Source organism: Streptomyces sp. NPDC002566 (genome assembly GCF_042889585.1).
GTDB lineage: Bacteria > Actinomycetota > Actinomycetes > Streptomycetales > Streptomycetaceae > Streptomyces.
Genome location: NZ_JBIARD010000002.1, coordinates 40,671 through 59,268 on the forward strand (window position 1 = coordinate 40,671; position 18,598 = coordinate 59,268).

The window sequence follows — 18,598 nt, forward strand, 5'->3', positions numbered from 1 at the left end:
CGACCCTCGGCGATTCGGCCAACTACGCGACTCGGCAGACCCGTTGTGCCGGACCGGTCCATGCATCTTCCACGCGCCGCCACCCGCTCTATCTCGGGAAATCCGGAGCGGCTGAAACACGTCAGTTCGATATCACGGCTGGCTCGTTGAGCCTCACGGTTCAGCCATGACCGACAGATCAGGGGGCAGCTTGAGCAGGGGCAGTACATCCGCGCAGCAGGGCAAGGACGTATCGGAGGCGAGTCCTCCCCAGGACGCTGTGAGCACGCCGCAGGAGGAGGAGTTCCTCTACCGGGACGCCTCTCGGCTTCAGGCCGGGGCGCAGATGACGACCGTCACGATGGCGCGGCGCCTGCCCGCGCTGGTGCTGCGCTCCTTGAAGATGGCCTGGCGAGTGGACCGGGTCGCGACGGCCGGTCTGCTCGCCTGCCAGGTGGGCACCGGCGTGCTCGCGGCCCTGGGTCTGCTGGCCGTCACCGGGACCCTGACCGCGCTGATTTCCTCCGGCGAGATCTCCGACCGGCTGTGGGAGGCGGCCCCGCAGCTGGCCGTCATCGCCGCGGCGACCGGCCTTCGCGCACTGCTGGGCATCACGGTGACGTGGCTGACCGGGCGGCTGCGGCCTTTTCTGGCCCGGGCTGCGGAGCTCACCATGATCGAAGCCGCGCTCGGCGCCGAGCTCGCCGCGAACAACCAGCCCGGCTACAACGACTTCTACGACATCGCCGACCGCGGCTCCCAGGTCACCCCCGATCTCGTGGAGGAAGCCCAGGACGTGCTGGCCGCCACCGCGACCCTCACGGCCGGAGCCACCGTCCTCGCCGTGATCCATCCGCTCCTCCTGCCTCTGCTGCTGGCGTGTCTGCCGCAGGCAGCTGCGTACGTGCGAGCCGCGCGCGTGGTGTACCTGGCCGGGCTGGAAACCTCCGGCCGGCGCCGGATGCTGCACAAACTGCGCTGGCACATGGCTTACATGGAGTCCAGCGAGGAGATGCGGGCCTGCCTGGCCGGCCCGTTCCTCCTCGGCCGGTACCGGCGGCTCGCCGCCTCGGTCAACGCCGCCGAACGCAAGGCCGCGGACACCGGCGCCTGGATGGGACTGGCGGGCGCGGCCGCCGGTGGGGTGGCCTCGGCCGCGGTGTGGGCCGCGCTGCTGTGGCTTCTGGCCTCCGGGCGCATGGACCTGGCGGCCGGCGGCGGCGCGGTCTTCGCCCTCCAGACCGCGACCGGATCCGTCCGCGGGATCATCAACGGTGGTGCCCGGCTGGTGCGCACCGGCTGGTACGTGCAGGACTGGCAGAACTTCCTCGACAACGCCCACGGCCAGGCCATGACCGGCTCGCGCGGTACGAAGACGCTGTCCGCGGCCCCGGAGCGGTTCGAGGTCCGCGACGTCACCTACCGCTATGACGGCGCCGACCGGGACAGCCTGAGCGAGGTGTCGCTGCGGGTGCGGCGCGGGGAGATCGTGGCACTGGTCGGGGAGAACGGATCGGGGAAGTCCACTCTGTCGCGGCTGATCTGCGGCCTGCTCCTGCCCACCTCCGGCGAGGTTGCGTGGGACCACGCCACCACCGCCCAGATGGAGCCCTGGGAGGCGTGGAAACACGTCGCCCTGGCCCCGCAGCGGTACACGTACCTGCCGCTGACCTTGCGGGACAACATCACCTTCGGGCAGGGCGACAGCAGTGACGCCGCTGTCCTGGCGGCCTGTGCGGCGTCCGGAGCCGCCGACATGCTGCCCGCTCTCCGGTCCGGTCTCGACACGCTGTTGACCTCCGAGTGGTTCGGCGGCCAGCAGCTGTCCGGCGGGCAGTGGCAGCGCGTCGTGCTCACCCGGGCCTTCCACCGCGACGCGGCCCTGCTGGTGATGGACGAACCCACGGCCGCCCTCGACGCCCGAGCTGAGCACCACGTCTTCACCGGGCTGCGGGAGCTGGCCAAGGACCGGGCCATCCTCCTGATCACGCACCGGCTCGCCAACGTCGCCGTAGCCGACCGGATCGTCGTCCTCGACCAGGGACGCCTGGTGCAGGAAGGGACCTACACGCAGCTCACCCGGGAGCCGGGCCTGTTCCGGTCCCTGTGGGAACTTCAGCAGCGCACCGGCAGTGGCGAGGCGGGCGACACCGCGTGATTTCCAGTCCGCACGGCCGTGCCGCCCGCCCGCGAAGGAGCTCCTTCATGGCCACCTCGTCCACCGCAGCCGCGACCTACTGGGAGCCGCTCTGGTCCCAGGGCCGCCGCTACCGGCAACTCGACGACACCGAGAACCGGTTGCTGGAAGACCGACTCGGCCCCGGTCGCGACCGCCCCGCCCTCGACATCGGCTGCGGCGAAGGCGCGCTCGCCCGGCACCTCGCCGAACTCGGCTACCGCGCCACCGGCATCGACTGCTCCCCCAGCGCCATCGCGCTCGCCGCCGCCCAGGACGCGGGGCCCGGTCACGAGCCGGTGTGGCGGTGCATGGACGTCACCACCGACGACCTCCGTGCCCTGCCCGAGCCGGCGTACGCGGTCGTCACCTGCCGCCTGGTCTACCGATGGATCGACGACAAGGCCGCCTTCCTCGACCGCGTCCGCCACCTCCTTGCCCCGGGCGGGACCTTCTGGGTGGTCACCGAGATCGCCGGGCGCCGCCCCGATACCGACCCTTTGCAGAGCCTCGGCATCACTCCCGCCCAGGCGGAAACCCTCACCGCGGGCTGGTCCGCCGTCCGGACCGCCGACCTCGACGTCCTGCGCTGCTACGCCCTGCACCCCTGATCCGCTCCGGCTACAGGATGGAGACCTTGGTGACCACCGAATCGGACACCGTCGCAACCTGGAACGTCTACGGCGCCCACCAACTGGCCAGAAGGCTGGAGCTGCCCGAGCTGGACCGGTGGGACTGGGGCATCCCCGACATCGGTCCCGGCATCGAAGCCCTCGGCGACGTGAACGGGCTACGCGTCCTCGACGTCGGCAGCGGCCTTGGCCGGCATGCCGCTTACCCCGCCCCCCGGGGCGCCGACGTCACAGCCGTGGATGCCTCCCCCGCCCAGCACCAGCGCACCCTCACCCGTTACCCGGACACCCTGGGTCTGCACCTGGTGTGCGCCGACGCGGTGGCCCACCTGCGCGACACCGATCCGTACGACCTGATCTACTCCGTCGGCTCCATGCCCTACCTGGACCCCGACCGGCTGCTGCCAGTCCTGGCCAACGGCCTTGCACCGGGAGGCCGACTGCCCTTCTCGGCGCTGCACACCAACTCCGATGGCACCGGGCCGTCAGCTGAGTTGATGCTCCGCCCCGAGATCCTGCGGCTGCCCGGTACCACCGAAGACCACCGAGTGAACATGTGGGTTCTCACCCCGTACCTGTGGGAGGACCTCTTGGTGCAGCACGGGCTCAGAATGGAGGCGGCCACCGCGATCCACTCCCCGAAACCGGACAACCACGTTTCCTATCGGCTGTACGCAGCCCGGCGCCCGCAGCGGATACCCAGCCCGGGCGGTCACGCCGGGCCAGTCCACCGGAACGACCACCGAGCCGTCGACCGGAAGCCGACGGCGGTTCCAAGGGACGCGACGTCGTGATCGCGGTGACGGACGATCCCCGCTTCGCCGCGACAACGTTCGTGGAGATCGACTTCGAGGACCTCACCCCGGCAGGACGGCCCGCCGAGCTGATCGAGGTCGCGGCACCGGCGCTGCGCCCCCTGGAAGGCCGACTGGTGGAAACCGGCCGGTTCGAGGATCTGATGCGACCGCCTGCCGACGCGCCCGTGACCGCGCGGGACGTCCAGCTCAAGGGCATCACCCAGCGAATGCTCACCTCGGCCGCCCCCGCTGCCGAGGTGATGGCGCAGCTCAACGCGCCCTGACTACGCCGCCATACGGACTGGTCGCCCACCGCGCTTCCACGGAAGCCGGAATCGTTGCCCGCCAGGCGTGCGGCGCCCGGACCGCCGTCGTCACCGCAACCCGGGCGCCGGACACGGATTGCAGCCCACCCGACCGCCCCCGGCCCGGACGCGGAACAGGGAGCCCTGTTCTGACCGGCGGCCTTCCGCAGGGGGATGTCGCGCGGTTGGCGCCACCCCGGAACCACACCCATAAGGAGACTCTTCACCATGAACGTCCCGAACCTGCCTTCGCTGCTGGGGGTGTTCGCGCACCCGGACGACGAGAGCCTCCTGGCCGGCGGCGTGCTCGCCCAGCATCACGCCTCCGGCGCCCGTACCGCCGTCGTCACCGCAACCTGGGCGCCGGACAGCCGCCGCACGCCCGAACTCACCGACGCGCTATGTGTCTTGGGCGCCGGCGCCCCACGCCTGCTCGGCTACAACGACGCACGCAACCACGAGGCCGCGCCCGGTCAGCCCCGACTCGTCGACGCTCCCCTCGACGAAGCAGTCAGCCGCCTCGTCGCCCATATCCGGGATTTCCGACCCGACATCGTCGTCGGACACGACGCCCTGGGCCAGCTGACCGGCCACCCCGACCACGTACGCACGCACCAGATCACCTTGCTCGCCGTCGAAGCGGCCGGCCTGGCCCACCTGTACCCCGAAGCCGGCCCGCCCTGGCAGCCGACCGCCCTGTACGCGGCCACGCACCCCGAGTCCGGTGTCGGCCTGCTCGGCCCGCTGCTGCAAGGGGTGGGCAAGACCATCCTCGCGGTACCGGACTCGTACGTGACCACCAGCGTCGACGTCACACCCTGGGCCGACATGAAGTGGCGGGCGATCCTCGCGCACGGCGGCGAAGTCGCCCGCGAGCGGTCCCTGCCCGGCATCCTCGCCCGCCTCCCCGAAGCCGACCGCAACCGGATCATCCAGACCGAGAACTTCACCCGCCTCACCCCCGGCCCAGCAAAGGGCGACCCGGCCCAGCTGACCCACTGACACCTCACCCTGCGCCGGCCACCCTCGAACCCACGAGCCAGCACCTATCCATCGGAGAGCGATGACGACGACTTCCGCCCCCGACGAACGCCTCAGCGTGGCCCTGACGGCTCTTCCCCGGCCGCCAGCCCGTACAGCCGATGATCACCCGACGCGGGCGGCTCGAACGGCTACCGCACCCGGGCCTGGAAGCTCGAACTCGCCCGGCTCGCGGCCGAAACAGGACTGACGATCACCCTCTGTCACCTGCCGCCGGGCACATCGAAGTGGAACAAGATCGAGCATCGGCTCTTCTCTCACATCACCATGAACTGGCACGGCCGCCCGCTGACCAGCCATGAAGTCATCGTCCAGTCCATCGCCGCGACCACGACCCGCAAGGAACGATCTTGACCCTCGCTGAAGGTGGTGGGCAGTTGGTCGCTTGCGACGCCACAAGTGCGCTGGTCCGTTTCTTGGGTTCGCGCAGCATCCGCATCACGGTTGCCGGTGATGGATGCTGGCCCTTTAGGGCCCTGGCTGGGCCCCCTGCCCAGTCGCCCCATCTCACCGCCACGCGCCGTCATGGCTGGATCTTGATGATTATTAAGATGCAGCCATGGCGAAGACGCATGTAGTGGCCGTGCTGGCGTTCAATGGGATGGCACCCTTCGAGCTGGGCGTGGTGGTGGAGGTCTTCGGCCTGTCCCGGCCCGAGTTGGGAGACCTGCCCTGGTACGAGCTGCGGGTATGCGCCGAGGAGCCCGGCCGGGATCTGCGGGCGGTCGGCGGGTTCACTGTGCGCGTCGAGCACGGGCTCGATGCGCTGGCCGCGGCGGACACGGTGATCGTGCCGGGGGTGGCCAAGGCCGGGGCGGAGGTCTCGCCCGCCTTGGTGGACGCGCTGCTGCGGGCACATGCGCGGGGGGCTCGCCTGGTGTCGATCTGCTCGGGTGCCTTCGCGCTGGCCGCTACCGGACTGCTGGAGGGCCGGCGCGCCACCACCCACTGGCGCTACGCCCGCACGCTCGCCGAACGGCATCCCCAGATCGAGGTCGAGCCCGACGTGCTGTACGTCGACAACGGCGACGTCCTCACCAGCGCGGGCAGCGCGGCCGGCATCGACCTGTGCCTCTACCTCGTCCGGGCCGATCACGGTGCGGCCGTCGCCAACGCGGTGGCGCGCCGCTTCGTCGTCCCCCCACACCGCGAGGGTGGACAGGCCCAGTTCATCGAGGCGGCGGTGGGAGACGTCGGCCCCGAGGACGACGGCGTCATGCAGAGCATGAACTGGGCGCTGCGTCATCTGCACACGCCGCTGTCCGTGTCCGCCCTGGCCCGGGCTGCGCGCATGTCGGAACGCTCGTACTTGAGGCACTTCACCCGCCGCAACGGCGTGAGTCCCATGCGCTGGGTCATCGCACAGCGGGTGGCTGCCAGCCTGCCACTGCTCGAGTCCGGCGAGGGCACCGTGGACGAGATCTCCGCCGCGGTCGGCTTCGACAGTACCGCGACGTATCGGCACCACTTCACCCGCCGGATGCGTACGACACCGACGGCCTACCGCAAGACGTTCACCAGCGCCCCCGTGCACCCATAAGGGTCGCTCCGTACGACTGGCGGAAACTTGGAGACTTCAGGCGTTCACGCCACTCGTAGGGCGGGCTCAGGGATCAGAGGATGGAGTCGTCGCCGGCCGGGGAAACCCGGCACGGCTCACCAGACCCCGTCCCGACCAGCAACAAAGAGGTACCCGCCCTATGTCTGCCACCGCTTCCGCCGAGATCACCAGTGCTGTCCTGAGCGTGCCCGCCGCCGCTCCGGCCGAGGCCGCCGCCCACTACGCCGCCCGTCTCGCCTTCGAGGCGGATGTCTCCGACGTCCACGCCGACCTGGAATCCGGCGCCCCCGGCGTCGTGGTGGTCGACACCCGCAGCAGTGCCGGCTGGGACCAGGGCCACATCCCCGGCGCCCTTCACATCCCCACCGCGCAGATTGCCGAGCTGGTGCCGCAGCTGATCGATCCGGGCCAGACCGTGGTCACCTACTGCTGGGGTCCCGGCTGCAACGGCGCGACCCGCGCGGCGCTGGCCTTCGCCCGCCTCGGCTACCAGGTCAAGGAAATGCTCGGCGGCTTCGAGTACTGGGTACGCGAGGGCTTCGCCTACGACTCCGCCACGGGTGTCGAGCAGCGCCCTGTCGACGACCTGACCGCCCCGCGCTCCGGTATCTCCTGCGCATGCTGAAGAACACCGCACGGCCGGACGGCGTGATCCGCCCGGCCACCACGGCAGACCTGCGGGCGATAGCCCGCCTGTGCGCCGCCCACGCTGCCTTCGAGCGCGCCGAACCCGCGCCCGCTGATCTCGCCACCCGCCTGGAGCCCGTGCTGTTCTCGGCACATCCGAGAGCATGGGGCCTCGTGGTCGACCACGGCGAACTGATCGGCTACGCCACCTACAGGAAAGATGCTGCTGACTCAGAGGATCTAATGAGGTTGAACTCGTGGAGTCGTAGGGGCTGACGGCTCGTCGCCCGTGCGATTTCACCGGGGATGCGGGATTCACAAGCGGGCGGGCTGATCGCCGAACGGCAGCAGTTCCGCTCCGCGGGGAGTCATGGTTCCAGGCGGCCGAGAGGTTCGCCCAGAGTGAGGCGAGTTCGGTGATCGCCGAGGAGCTGCGGGTCGGTGTCCGCTTGGTGCACCGGTGGCGGCAGGTGTGGGACGAGGGCGGCTCCCGCGCTCTGCGGTCGCAGGGGCCTGCGTCGCTGCCGAGCTGAGCGAGAGCTGTTCGCGCAGTTGGAGGCGGAGCTGGCCAAGAGGCTGGCCGCGCACGGCTGGGAGGACCAGCGGTGGACGCTGCTACGGGTCAGGACGGTGATCGGCCGGCGCTTCCATCTGACGTACACGATCCAGGGCGTGCGCAAGCTCCTGGTGCGTAATGGCTGGTCGTGCCAGGTCCCGGCTCGACGTGCGATCGAGCGGGACGACGAGGCGGTGGCCGGGTGGGTCAAGGAGGTGCCGGCCGTCAGCCACCCACTGGCGTGAACATGCCAGCCGGCCGGAGCATGCTGCAGCAGCCCGGCGGGCTCACCACGTGCGTCGTGGAGTCCTCGCCGTGGACCGATGAGGTCAGCCAGTCCTCGAAGTCCTGCACGGCGACTCTGCGGTAGGCGCGCCATACGGCCGTGCCTCCGCGTCCTGTCCAGTCGTAGGCCATGTCATGCAGCAACATCACAGGCCGCGCAGCGGCCTGGAGAGCGTCCTGGTAACCGCTCCTCCCAGGCCGGCCCCTGCTCGTAAAGCATCTGCGCGCCCGCCGTGGCGTCCGGGCCGGCAAGCAGTCGGTGGGCCAGGACGGCGGTCGTCTTGAAGCGGGCTGGGGAGTGCCAGCCCACCTCGTCCTCCAGGGCCTCGGCCGCCAGGAGCAGCTGCCGCGCCGCCGCGTCCGTCTCTGCCGGGGTCTGCCAGGCCGGGCCCGAGCGGATGTCCTCGGCCGCGATCAGCAGCTCCCGCTCGGGGCCGGTGCTGGCCCGGGCAGTGGTCAGCCGCCACAGTCCATCGCCGCCGCGTCCCAGGCCGGACTGCCGTTCCGGTCACCGCCGGTCCCACCGGCTCGTCTTGGGAAGCGAGAAGGCGTCAGAAGTGTTCGCCGCGGCGCGGGTGCACGTCGATTCCGATGCCGGGCACCCACAGCTCGCCGTTGTCGCCGGCACTGATGTCCCAGGCACTCACTTGTGGGCTGGCCGCTACGCGCGACGATGGTCTCGCAGAGGGGCCGCAGGGCCTCACGTCGTTCGATGAGGCTGCCTGTCTGGCGGTGGGTCAGGATCGTGAACTGCCGTTCCAGGTCGGCATCGTCTTGAGTGAGGAGGCTTTCCGCGGGATCCGCCGCATCGTGGCGGACCATCCCCGTGGTGTCGGTCATGACGGTCATCCTGGCAGCCGCCGCCGACACTGCCTTCGGCCCGGCACAGGCCCCAGCAGGCCGGAGACGACGAACCCAGGAGCGAAGCAGCACGCAAACGACTGGCTGAATTGCGCAGACGTCACCGGGCGAGGCCATAGATGTGGCTACCTGACCGTAGAACCGGGCCGGGGGCCCCAGGAGCTCGGCTTCGGGTCAGGAATGACCTGCTGGCGACGCCTCGTGGCCTGGAACGAGGCCGGCGTCTGGGACCAGCTGCACCAGCTCCTGCTGAACAAGCTGCGGTCGAAGAACCAGCCGGACTGGTCGCGGGCGGTGATCGACTCCTCCCACGTCCGGGCCGCCCGCAGGGGCCCAAAAGCGGGCCCAGCCCGGTCGACCGCGCACGGCCGGGCAGCAAACACCACATCATCACCGACGGCCAGGGCATCCCGCTCGCGGTGTCGCTGACCGGCGGCAACCGTAACGACGTCACGCAGCTGCTGCCCCTGCTGGACAAGATCCCGGCAGTAGCTGGGGGCGCCGGCTGGCCGCGCAGGCGGCCCAACACGCTCTTCGCGGACCGCGGCTACGACCACGACAAGTACCGTCGCTTCCTGCGGCAGCGCGGCATCCGGCCCGCGATCGCCGAACGGGGACAACCGCACAACAGCAGCCTGAGCACCTTCCGCTGGGTCGTCGAGCGGACGATCTTCTGGCTTCACGGCTTCCGCCGCCTGCGGATCCGGTGGGAACGACGCGACGACATTCATGAGGCCCTCCTCGGACTCGCTGTCTGCCTGATCACCCATCGACACGTCCGGAGGCTTTGTCAGGGCCACTAAAGGGCTGTCCCACAAAGATCTTGGCTCCGAGTGCACGAGCAGCCTGAAGAGCTAGCGAGGTGCTCAGCCGGTGGTTCGTGAGGTGTCCAGAGACCGGGCGAAGTCGGCGAGCGGGTGGAAGTGCCGCATGACAGAGCGTGCGCCTGGGCCGGAGCTCCGTGGAGGAGGCCCGCATCAGGCGCACGCTGTTCCGCGAAGGGGGTGGCAGTCTTCCGTCAAGGTGATCGACCGGGCAGTGCCGGGCCATCAGGCCTTCAGGTCGATCCCGCCCCCGTTCCGCACCGCCGTCGAAGACAGCCAGGCAGACCTGTCCGAGCTGGCCCCACCCGAGCCCTCCCCGCCATGTTCTCGGACCGCCTACGCAGCCGCCCGAACTGATCGACCGGGCGTCGGTGAACGTCTACCACCCACACGCCGTCGCCCCTCACGCCACAGGAAAAATGCGCTGATCAGGGCCTCCGGCAACAGCCTTCAAGAGCCGACAGACAGGGTGAAGCGCCGTGGGTTCGGGTCGTGGGCCGCGCCCGAGACGTCGGGGCGCCCGTCCGGGCGCACGTCATCGTAGGGGAAGGCGTAACCAATCGGGGTGTGTTCATGGACCAGGCGGGCCCAGTGGTTCGTGGAGGAGTCGCGGTAGTAGTCGGACGGCGTCGGGCCGTTCGGCTGATCGGGGTGGGTCAGGAGAGTGGAGCGGTTGAAGCCGGCCGCCAGCCGGGCCAGAAGTGCCTTCCGGTCGTCCGAGTCGGCGGGGTTGTTGGCGAAGGGGCCGTGATTGCAGGTGAAGACGTCCTTGGAGGTCGGCTTGGTGAAGGTGTGGCCCCCGGTGAAGGTCAGCACGTCGCCGTTGACCCGTCCGGTGCGTACGCCGCGCCCGCCCTGCAAGTCGATGCGCAGGTCGGCGGTGCGGTACTTCTGCCAGACGCGGTCGATGTAGCCGCTGAAGGCGTTGCGGAAGGGCATCTGGTCGGGTCGGTCGAAGTAGGGCGCCATGTGGTTCTGCGGGGAGATCACTCGCAGCACGGAGCCGTTGGAGCGGATGACCAGTTTGTCCCAGGGCTGCCCGTCACGTGCCGCCTGTGCGACCAGCCCGTCAGATATCCGCTGGAGCGCGCCGGACGGAAGCGGAGCGACGGTGTGCGTGGCGTTGCCCCTGAGGGTGAGGCCGATGGGCAGCGCTGTCACGAGGTCGACGTAGCTGATGTTGGCGTACAGCTGTGAGGGGTTGAACGTGAACTCGGCGAAGGACCACACGCGGTTGAAGTTGGGGTCCGCTGGCGTCGCGAAGGAGGGTTCCACCAGCGCGGGGCCGGGGTTCAGGAAGAAGTCCAGCTTGTCGTTGCGCACGAAGTAGACGCGGGCGCCGTACATCTGTGGCAGCGTCAGGACAACCGGCCCTGCGCCCGCCGCGCGCAGGGGGATGGCGCAGTCGACGGGCAGCGGCGTCAGCGGGCGGGAAGGGGATTCCGGGCGGTACACACCGCCGCCCGGACGCAGCAGCAGCCAGCGGCCGGTGCCCTGCTCCAGTCCGGTGACGTAAGCGTGGACGGTACCGGGCAGCGACCGGTTCTCCAGGGCAAGTTCACATGTTGCGGCTGCGGCCGCAGCGGAGGCGGAACTCACGGCGGCCGTGGCCGCGACGGCGGCGGTGCCTGCGAGGAACGCACGACGGGTGAAGCGGCCTGGCTCGAACTCGGGCATGGCGGACTCCTGCCGGTGTGGGGAGTGGAGTGGCGCACACTCTCCTGGCGTCTGCAGGGCCCGTCAATACATCGCGTTGAGAGCGCTCTCAGAACTGCGATGTCTTCACAAGTTGACGGCGGGATTCAGCAGGCTTGCGGTAGACGGCCGTAGCCTTCGCACCCGTGCGAGGCATGGAGCGGACCTTTGCCGGCGGGCCCTGCAGGCGTCCACGTCGACCTGCATGCCGGCAGGGAAGGTGGCGCCCTGGCCGCGGTTGAGGCCCTGCCAGGCGGTAGAGGCCGCCACGGTTCGATGACGTAGTACACGGCGATCTCCGGGGTGGGGGCGCAGAGACGCTTCGACATCCGTCTTTCCTGCTCTTTTTGCGGCAGCGTCAGTCCAACGGAAGAGACGCCCTTGCGCGTTGCTCAAACAGGTATAGGGCTGCCGATAACAATTCGGCCGCACGGCGAAGGAAGCGCTTGGATTACTTGTCAGTAGTTCTCTCAGATGCACCTCTGCGGAGCGCGAGGAGCGCTTGAGGAATCCCTGACAGACGTCGCGAAGTGGTCATTTGCTCCGCCTGCGATGCCGCAATCCTCGCCGCAGTCGCCTTCATGCGAAATTTCGGCAGCGCCAACCGCAGGTCGGGCCCCGTGTACGGCTGGCGGCCAGCGCTGCTGAACTCCGTCATGCGCATCGCGCTCGAGTGGGACGCCACCGGTAGGGCCCAGTCGTTGCACCCGGGCCTGCGCACAGGCGGAAACCATCCGCACCCCGCGCATGGGATCCATCCGCCGGACAGCCGCCGTCTGCTGAGCCGTGCCTTTCACCAGTTGCCGGAGCTCGCCCAGTGCCTGTTGTGGCACACAGTGGTGGAAGGCGAGGACATCAGTGGGCCTGCCGCCTTGGTGGGCCTTGACAGGGAGCGCGCTGACCACGAGCTCGACCGTGCGCTGACGCTCCTGCGCGTCCTGCGTTCAGGCCCACCTCACCCTTGCCACCGACGCACTCTGCCGCCGTTACAACCGGCTCATCAAGGCCGTCACCCGCACAAGCCACCTGGACCACCTCCCTGACCTGCGCCGCACAGCCGCCAGTGCTCCCACTGCCGGCATGCGCTGGACCAGCTGGACCACTCACCGCAACAACTGCCCCTGCTCCTCTCCGAAGCTGTATTGGACTGGCGGGCCGGCGACTACCTCGCTGCGCGGCGCAACCGCCCATCCGAAGTCCTGCGCCCCGCCGGGCGGCGGCACCCGTTCTCCGGCGGCCCGCGACGAAGAAGGGCGATACCCGGCTGTGGAGCCGTTCCATGGCGTGGGCGGCGGCCACAGTCATTCTGTTGGCCGCAGCAGGCATCACGATCGTGGCGCCCTCGACGAGCGGAACAGCGATACACGCGTGGAGTCGGACCACGATGGAGACTCACCCCTCAGCGCGCCGCCGCCGGGCACCCCGAGTGCCGTGCAGCGGAAGCAGCCGAAAACCCGCGTCGCCGGAGCTGACAGAGCGCCCCTCCATGCCACCGTCCAGCGACCCCATCCTCGGCGTTCACCCACCTCACGGTATGACCACCCCCTGAGGCAGATCGCGCCTCGGACGGATTCTCGCGCTGCGGGACAGCGCCGGGGCGTGTTCGCGTCCCGTCCCCGGGATGTCCGTGCGGTCAGGTGGGGCGTATGACGAACCGCTGGTCGGCCGCGTCGGTGCAGCGTTCCTCGGTGGCCTCGGCCCCCTCGGCGGTGTCGTCGCCGGCGATGCCGACGCACCTGCTGCTGTCCGACGGGCGGATCCGGTAGCTCTCGCTGCCGGAGGGGGTGCGTTCCAGCCGGAACAAGGTGGCCCGAGCGCAGTCGTTGCGGGGCTCCAGCATTCCCCGCACCGGGCCCGTGCCGATGACGGTGAGGCATCCCTTGCCCTGCTGCGGGTGGTGCCACTGGATGCGGTACAGGCCTTCGCCGGCGGGCTCCAGGTAGGTGCGCGGCACGGCGGCCCGGGAGCAGGCGAGCTGGACGGCGACGGCACTGGCATAGGCGCCGTCGCGGTCGCGTCCGTCGGTCAGGCACAGTTCGGTCGTACGGGCGGGTCGGATGGTGACCCAGCCGTCGACGGGGGCCTGCGTTCCCGGACCGGCGGAGCCGCCGGGGAGCAGCACCCAGGCGACTGCGGCGAGGAGCGCGGTCACGGCTCCGGCCGCCAGTGCGAGCGTACGGGCCCTGCGCCGGCGTGACCGTGCGACCCTGCCGGCACCGGCGACTGGCAGAACCCCGGCCGTCGTCTCATCGGCCTCGAGTCCGGGGCGCAGCGCCGTCACTTCAGCCGGGCCGGAAGCCGTATCCGGAGCCAGACCGGAAGACGTGCCCGAAGCCAGGTGGGAAGCTGGGCCGGGAGGCGGGGCGGTGGCGGTGGCGTCCGCCGCGATCCGCTCCCGGGCGTGCAGCCAGGCACCGAGCCGCCGGCCCTCCCCGCAGGCGCGGACGAACGCGGCCAGGACGTCGGCCCGCGGCAGGCTCGTGCGTCTGAGGATGTCGGCCAGCGTGCTGCGCGCCAGCACGTCACCGTTGCGGTGCGCCCGCCGCTCCAGTTCGCGATACGTCAGCCCCGAGCGCTCCTTGAGCCGCTGCAACGCCTTGACGAAGTCGGCGGCGTCCCGGGCCTCGTCGGGCGATGGCTCCCCCGGGTTCCCCATGAAGTCATCCTGCTGCGGTCGCAAGCCACGGGACAACGGTGGATTCGGCCATGCCCTGCTGTCCGAGACACAGCCGGACAGGGCTCTGACCAGCCCGGACATGTTGTCGCTGTCCGGGACGGCCCGCTGTTGTTGCTGCGGACTGCGGGCGGTCGCCAGTCTCTGGAACACCCGCCGGCCGATCCGCCGGCACCGGACGGTGACACCACGTCGAGGGGTTCCGCGGGCCATGCCCACCCGTCGATCACGCGGTGTCCGAGCCGAAGGAGTAGGACGACGTTGAAGTCATGCACACGGTGGCTGACCGCGTCGGCCGCGGCCCTCACGCTGGGCCTGGCCATGAGCGGTAGCGCCTCCGCCGAGGACCTCGTACTGAGCACCGGATACGCCGACGGCGGATTCGTCAGCAACGGGGACAAGGTCTGGGTTGAGCACTTCGAAAGCGGCTACAGCACCATGTTCTGGTCCACCGACTACGGACGGACGGGAAAGTGCACGGGCACCGCTCTCGACGTGCCGAAGTGGTGCGACTACGACATGCGCGAAACGGGTCGCATCACCATGAAACTGTGCTCGTACCCCGTGGGCGGGTGTACGGAGCCGAGGACCGTCCGCATCAGTGACTGATCCGCTCAAACCGGGAGGGACTCCTTGAAGGCGAACCGACACATGACGCACCGGCTCGTGGGGACGCTGGCCGCCGTCGGCCTGTCCCTGGCGGGAATCGTCGCCGCGGCACCCAGCGCCCACGCCGCCACCTGCTACGCCGATGGCTGTCACCACAAGAGCCCCACCACCACGGGCTGCAATGGCGACGCCATCACCGCCCGTTCGAAATCCGCCCCGGACGGCACGATTGTGGAACTGCGGTACAGCGCCACGTGCCGCGCGGCCTGGGGCCGCGTACGCAACTCCCGCGTGGGGGCCGAGGCGTTCGTGGAGAACACCCAGGGCCGGTACGACAGCCAGTTCGTCAGCACCGGCAGGGACGTCTTCACACTGATGGTCAACGACAGGGGCGTCCAGGCTCGCGCCTGCTACGCCCCGAACGGCGGCTCCGACTTCACCGCATGCACCGGCTGGTACTGACGGAGGCGCTCATGCGCGCCTGCCCGGGTCACGACGGCCGGCGCCAGCCGTCACCACTGCGGAGCCACCACACTAAGGGGAGGGAACAGTGAGGAAGACGATCAGGAAGTTCGCCCTCGCATCGATGACGACGGGCATGGCGGCAGCCGGCCTGCTGCTCGGGGCCGTCACACCGGCGCAGAGCGCCACGGCGCACGGCTCCGTGCCGGCGGCCCCGATCGCCGCGCGGAGCGGCCAGGCGCCGGGCGTCGCCGCACCCGCGGTCGGTCCGGACCCCGGGGGCGTCTACATGAGCGGCGGCTACTGCCACTTCGGCAACTGGGGAGGCAGCTTCTTCTGCCAGGGATCGGGTCTTCACTTCGTCGCCTGGAAGAAGCCGGACGGATACATCCAGGTGTTCGTCATCGGCACCAACCGGCACGTGTTCACGCGCTGGGCCTCCGCTTCGGGGACCAGCGGCTGGCTGGACATGGGCGGAGTGTGCAACCCCGACTACGGCATGGACGCCGCGAGCAGTGGGTGGTCGATCAGCGTCGCGTGCGTGGGCACGGACGGCAGCTGGTGGCACAACACCAGGGCCACGAGCGGCAGCTGGTCGGGCTGGAAGAAGGGCGGCGTCTGAGCCGGAAGTCCTCCGTGGCCGCGACACCGAGGCGGCCTCCCGCTCCCCGGCCCACCCCGGGCTCCGGGGGGCGGCTCTCCGCTCCGCCCTGCCGCGCCTGCGCCCGGCCCCTGCGCCCCGGCCCCTTTCGGCCCCTACACCCCCGCCCTCTGTTCCCCTGCCCTCCGCACGGTTCCTGCCGACAGGGCAGACTGACCGGCCGGGCATCGTGTCCGGGGCCCGCGATCGAGGGCGGGTGACATCGGCCGCAAGGCAACGGGAGGTCCCTGTGCCGCAGTCATTCGTGTCGATGGCCGCGCAGTCCAACTCGGCTGATCCATCGTGTGATTGCCTCGCGCACGTGTAGGGCAACGCAGCCGACTGGCCCGGGCGGCAGCGCCGGTATCCGTCGGACATGACGGATGCGGAGTGGGTGGCCATCCGGCCGCTGCTGCCGGTGCCGGTACAACTCTGCGGCTCGGCTGAGGGTCTGATGGGCGTAACGCCTTAACCTGGAGAAGGGCCCGGGATGTTCACTCTCCGCACCGACCGCAAGCGACGCCGCAGGCCGACGCCGAAGCGTGCCATGGGCGCGCCACTCGCGGTTGCCGCGGCGGTGGTCCTGGCCATCTTGGGAGCGGCGGGTCCCGCGGCGGCGGAGCCCGCCGGACCCGACTACGGGATCTCACTGGAGCAGCGCTACCTCACCAGTGACGTGGGCGGGACCGTCGCCGTGCGGCCCGAGGTCTTCACCAGCCGGCCGGACGGTTCGCGTGTCCATGTGCCGGAGGGTGCGCCTGTCGGGGCGGGCATGATGCTCGAGTATGACCTGCCCTTGAACATCTCACCCGTCGGCCTCGGCGAGCACGAGAGCTGCCGCGTGGTGAAGAGCACAAGTGATCCGGGACGTCAGCACATCAGATGCGACACCGTGGTCGCGCTGACGATCCGCGTCGACAAAGCCTTCATCGCCCACGAGGGCCGCATCGATTTCTTCCCCCGGCTGGCACCGGACGAGAAGACGAACCGGCGGGACGACTCGGCGGGCTTCCTCGTCACCGCCCCGGCGCCCCGGGAGGAGGGCGAGACGGAGGACAGTCGAGCGCGCCGGGAGACCGTCGGTGCCGCGCTGCTCGGCGTGGCCGGCGGTTTCGTTGTTCTCACGGTTCTCGCACTGTTTCTGACCCGCGCCCGTGCACGCCGGACGGTGTGGGCGTCGTGCACCGCGGCTGTCCTCTGCGCGGGGCTGGGCACCTGGAGCATGGTGCACGGCCCACTGCTCGGTGCGAAGACCGTCGTCCGGGGGTATCCGGCCGGCCCGCCCGTCCTCGAGACGCCCGAAGCGATCTGGGACACCTCCCGGATTCTGGAGGAGAAGCGGCCGGACTATGTCCCGGCCATCGCCACGGCGCCGGATCCGGGCCACGAGAGGGTGACGGAGGTGTCCGCCTTCTACTCGGCGGAGGCGGCGGGAGCCTCGTCTGACCTCTGGGTGACTCTGGACGGGGCTTACGGCCGGATCGAGGACCCGCGGCGGGCCCGGAACCACATGCTGGAGACGGCCGCCGGGGCGCCAGGGGCGAAGGTGGTGAAGGAGCCGCAGTTGATCGTCCTGCGGGACGGCAGCGATGAGAAGCACCCCGTGCTCTTCAAGTGCCAGGCGCTGTCCATCCGGGAACAGACCGTCGGCATGTGTGCCTGGGCCGACAGCGGTGTCCGGGCCCTGGTCACCTCCCACGATGACGACCTGCTCAGGGCGGCGGGCACCGCCAGTTCGCTGCGTGCTTATGTGCAGATGGGCGAGGGGTTCTGAGAAGTCGTATCTCAACCGATCTTGGAACGTGCAGATCGAACGGAGTTCCTGGTCGGGTGATCTTCAGCCGGTACGCGCATGAAGGCAGGGCCTCCTGGTAGCTCGGGGGTGCGACCCCATTCCGAGCGGTTCCCGGAGGCCCTGTTGTCGTTGTTGTACGCGCCGAGCCCGTTGACTTCAACTCGCCTGCAGTGTCGTGCGATTGCCTCGCGCACGTGTACGGCAATGCGGCCGATCACCCCGATCAGGTGCGGCGGTATCCGTCGGACATGACGGACGCGGAGTGGACGGCCATCCGGCCGTTGCTGCCGGTGCCGGCCTGGCTTCAGGGGCGTGGCGGACGGCCCGAGAGCTACTGTCACCGGCAGCCGCTGGACGCGATCCGTTACCTGGTCGCGGGCGGGATCTCGTGGCGGGCGATGCCTGCGGACTTCCCCGGCTGGGGCCGGGTTTACGCCTTCTTCCGCCGCTGGCGCGAGCACGGGATGGTTGCCGAATTCCACGACCGGCTGCGCAGGAAGGTCCGTGAGCGCGAGGGCCGCGAGGGCCGAGCCCACGGCCGGGATCGTCGACGCGCAGTCGATGCGGGCCGCCGCGGCGGTGCCGGCCGCCTCACGCGGCTACGACGGCGGGAGAAGGTACCGGTCCGCAAACGCCACATCGTGACCGACACTCACCGTCTGCTCCTGGTCGTCGCGGTCACCGCCGCGAACATCGGCGACCGGGACGCCGCGGCGGGCCTGCTGACCCGGGGCTGCGCCGCCTGCACCGCGACATCACCCTCGTCTGGGCCGACGGCGGCTACACCGGCGGCCTCGTCGGCTGGTGCCGGGACAAACTCGCCCTGACCTTGGAGATCGTCGGGCGCACCGACGACATGACAGGGGTCGCCACCCACCTGCACCGGCGCACCGGCGGCTACATGAAAGCACTGTCCTGCCTGATCTGCCAGGCCGCCCAGGAAGCCATCGAAACCGGCATCGAATCGATCACCAAGGAACTGCTGGACAACCAGCTGGTGGGGCACTTCGACGACGATCCGATTCTGCAGTTCTGACTCGTGTCCGGGCAGATCCCCTCGCTGTTCGGCGTCCTCGCCG

17 protein-coding genes and 2 pseudogenes are annotated in these 18,598 nt (G+C 70.1%); 17 read left to right on the forward strand and 2 right to left on the reverse strand.

Features of this window, described 5'->3' with window-relative positions; all coding sequences use genetic code 11:
- Positions 1 to 166 precede the first annotated feature (166 nt).
- The 11 genes and pseudogenes from ACFYXA_RS07445 to ACFYXA_RS07495 form a co-directional block, all read left to right on the forward strand.
- Positions 167 to 2,137 carry an ATP-binding cassette domain-containing protein gene (locus ACFYXA_RS07445; RefSeq protein ID WP_389029260.1) on the forward strand — a complete coding sequence of 657 codons (1,971 nt, stop codon included), beginning with the start codon at positions 167 to 169 and terminating at the stop codon, positions 2,135 to 2,137.
- A gap of 47 nt (positions 2,138 to 2,184) precedes the next feature.
- Entirely contained in the window at positions 2,185 to 2,766 is a 582-nt protein-coding gene (locus tag ACFYXA_RS07450; protein WP_389029263.1) for a class I SAM-dependent methyltransferase, read from the forward strand.
- Between the two features lie 29 nt (positions 2,767 to 2,795).
- A complete protein-coding gene (locus ACFYXA_RS07455; RefSeq protein ID WP_389029266.1) occupies positions 2,796 to 3,581 on the forward strand; it encodes a class I SAM-dependent methyltransferase in 786 nt (261 codons plus the stop codon).
- Complete coding sequence (locus ACFYXA_RS07460) at positions 3,578 to 3,868, forward strand: hypothetical protein (RefSeq protein WP_389029269.1); 291 nt, start codon at positions 3,578 to 3,580, stop codon at positions 3,866 to 3,868. The genes ACFYXA_RS07455 and ACFYXA_RS07460 overlap by 4 nt, the downstream gene beginning before the upstream one ends.
- A 249-nt stretch (positions 3,869 to 4,117) precedes the next feature.
- Positions 4,118 to 4,891 carry a PIG-L deacetylase family protein gene (locus ACFYXA_RS07465; protein WP_389029273.1) on the forward strand — a complete coding sequence of 258 codons (774 nt, stop codon included), beginning with the start codon at positions 4,118 to 4,120 and terminating at the stop codon, positions 4,889 to 4,891.
- 150 nt (positions 4,892 to 5,041) lie between these two features.
- Positions 5,042 to 5,269 (forward strand): annotated as a pseudogene (locus tag ACFYXA_RS07470) (ISAzo13 family transposase); the annotation flags it as partial.
- Positions 5,270 to 5,489: 220 nt separating this feature from the next.
- Positions 5,490 to 6,470 (forward strand): helix-turn-helix domain-containing protein, encoded by a 981-nt coding sequence (locus ACFYXA_RS07475; RefSeq protein ID WP_389029276.1) that lies wholly within the window; start codon positions 5,490 to 5,492, stop codon positions 6,468 to 6,470.
- 160 nt (positions 6,471 to 6,630) lie between these two features.
- A complete protein-coding gene (locus ACFYXA_RS07480; protein WP_351095657.1) occupies positions 6,631 to 7,116 on the forward strand; it encodes a rhodanese-like domain-containing protein in 486 nt (161 codons plus the stop codon).
- Complete coding sequence (locus tag ACFYXA_RS07485; RefSeq protein ID WP_389029281.1) at positions 7,110 to 7,394, forward strand: GNAT family N-acetyltransferase; 285 nt, start codon at positions 7,110 to 7,112, stop codon at positions 7,392 to 7,394. Before ACFYXA_RS07480 ends, ACFYXA_RS07485 begins: the two co-directional genes overlap by 7 nt.
- Before the next feature lie 276 nt (positions 7,395 to 7,670).
- Entirely contained in the window at positions 7,671 to 7,919 is a 249-nt protein-coding gene (locus ACFYXA_RS07490) for a winged helix-turn-helix domain-containing protein (RefSeq protein WP_389029284.1), read from the forward strand.
- A gap of 1,054 nt (positions 7,920 to 8,973) precedes the next feature.
- Positions 8,974 to 9,623 (forward strand): annotated as a pseudogene (locus ACFYXA_RS07495) (IS5 family transposase); the annotation flags it as partial.
- 471 nt (positions 9,624 to 10,094) lie between these two features.
- Here ACFYXA_RS07495 and ACFYXA_RS07500 read toward each other — a convergent pair.
- Together ACFYXA_RS07500 and ACFYXA_RS07505 are read right to left on the reverse strand one after the other, a co-directional pair.
- Positions 10,095 to 11,321, reverse strand: a complete 1,227-nt coding sequence (locus ACFYXA_RS07500) for a glycoside hydrolase family 64 protein (protein WP_352246135.1) — start codon at positions 11,319 to 11,321, stop codon at positions 10,095 to 10,097.
- Positions 11,322 to 12,972: 1,651 nt separating this feature from the next.
- On the reverse strand, positions 12,973 to 13,995 hold the full coding sequence (locus ACFYXA_RS07505; RefSeq protein ID WP_389029288.1) for a helix-turn-helix domain-containing protein: 1,023 nt from the start codon (positions 13,993 to 13,995) through the stop codon (positions 12,973 to 12,975).
- A gap of 279 nt (positions 13,996 to 14,274) precedes the next feature.
- Here ACFYXA_RS07505 and ACFYXA_RS07510 point away from each other — a divergent pair, with 279 nt between their 5' ends.
- The 6 genes from ACFYXA_RS07510 (at position 14,275) to ACFYXA_RS07535 (ending at position 18,555) form a co-directional block, all read left to right on the forward strand.
- Complete coding sequence (locus ACFYXA_RS07510; RefSeq protein ID WP_352246133.1) at positions 14,275 to 14,622, forward strand: hypothetical protein; 348 nt, start codon at positions 14,275 to 14,277, stop codon at positions 14,620 to 14,622.
- A 42-nt stretch (positions 14,623 to 14,664) separates the two neighbouring features.
- Complete coding sequence (locus ACFYXA_RS07515) at positions 14,665 to 15,084, forward strand: DUF2690 domain-containing protein (RefSeq protein WP_389029292.1); 420 nt, start codon at positions 14,665 to 14,667, stop codon at positions 15,082 to 15,084.
- An 88-nt stretch (positions 15,085 to 15,172) separates the two neighbouring features.
- The gene (locus tag ACFYXA_RS07520; RefSeq protein WP_389029295.1) at positions 15,173 to 15,706 is read left to right on the forward strand and encodes a hypothetical protein; all 534 of its coding nucleotides are present in this window, start codon (positions 15,173 to 15,175) and stop codon (positions 15,704 to 15,706) included.
- Positions 15,707 to 16,214: 508 nt separating this feature from the next.
- A complete protein-coding gene (locus ACFYXA_RS07525) occupies positions 16,215 to 17,498 on the forward strand; it encodes a hypothetical protein (RefSeq protein WP_389029298.1) in 1,284 nt (427 codons plus the stop codon).
- A gap of 269 nt (positions 17,499 to 17,767) precedes the next feature.
- A complete protein-coding gene (locus ACFYXA_RS07530) occupies positions 17,768 to 18,346 on the forward strand; it encodes a transposase (RefSeq protein WP_389029301.1) in 579 nt (192 codons plus the stop codon).
- 2 nt (positions 18,347 to 18,348) lie between these two features.
- Positions 18,349 to 18,555, forward strand: a complete 207-nt coding sequence (locus ACFYXA_RS07535; RefSeq protein ID WP_352246127.1) for a hypothetical protein — start codon at positions 18,349 to 18,351, stop codon at positions 18,553 to 18,555.
- The last annotated feature ends 43 nt before the right edge of the window (positions 18,556 to 18,598 follow it).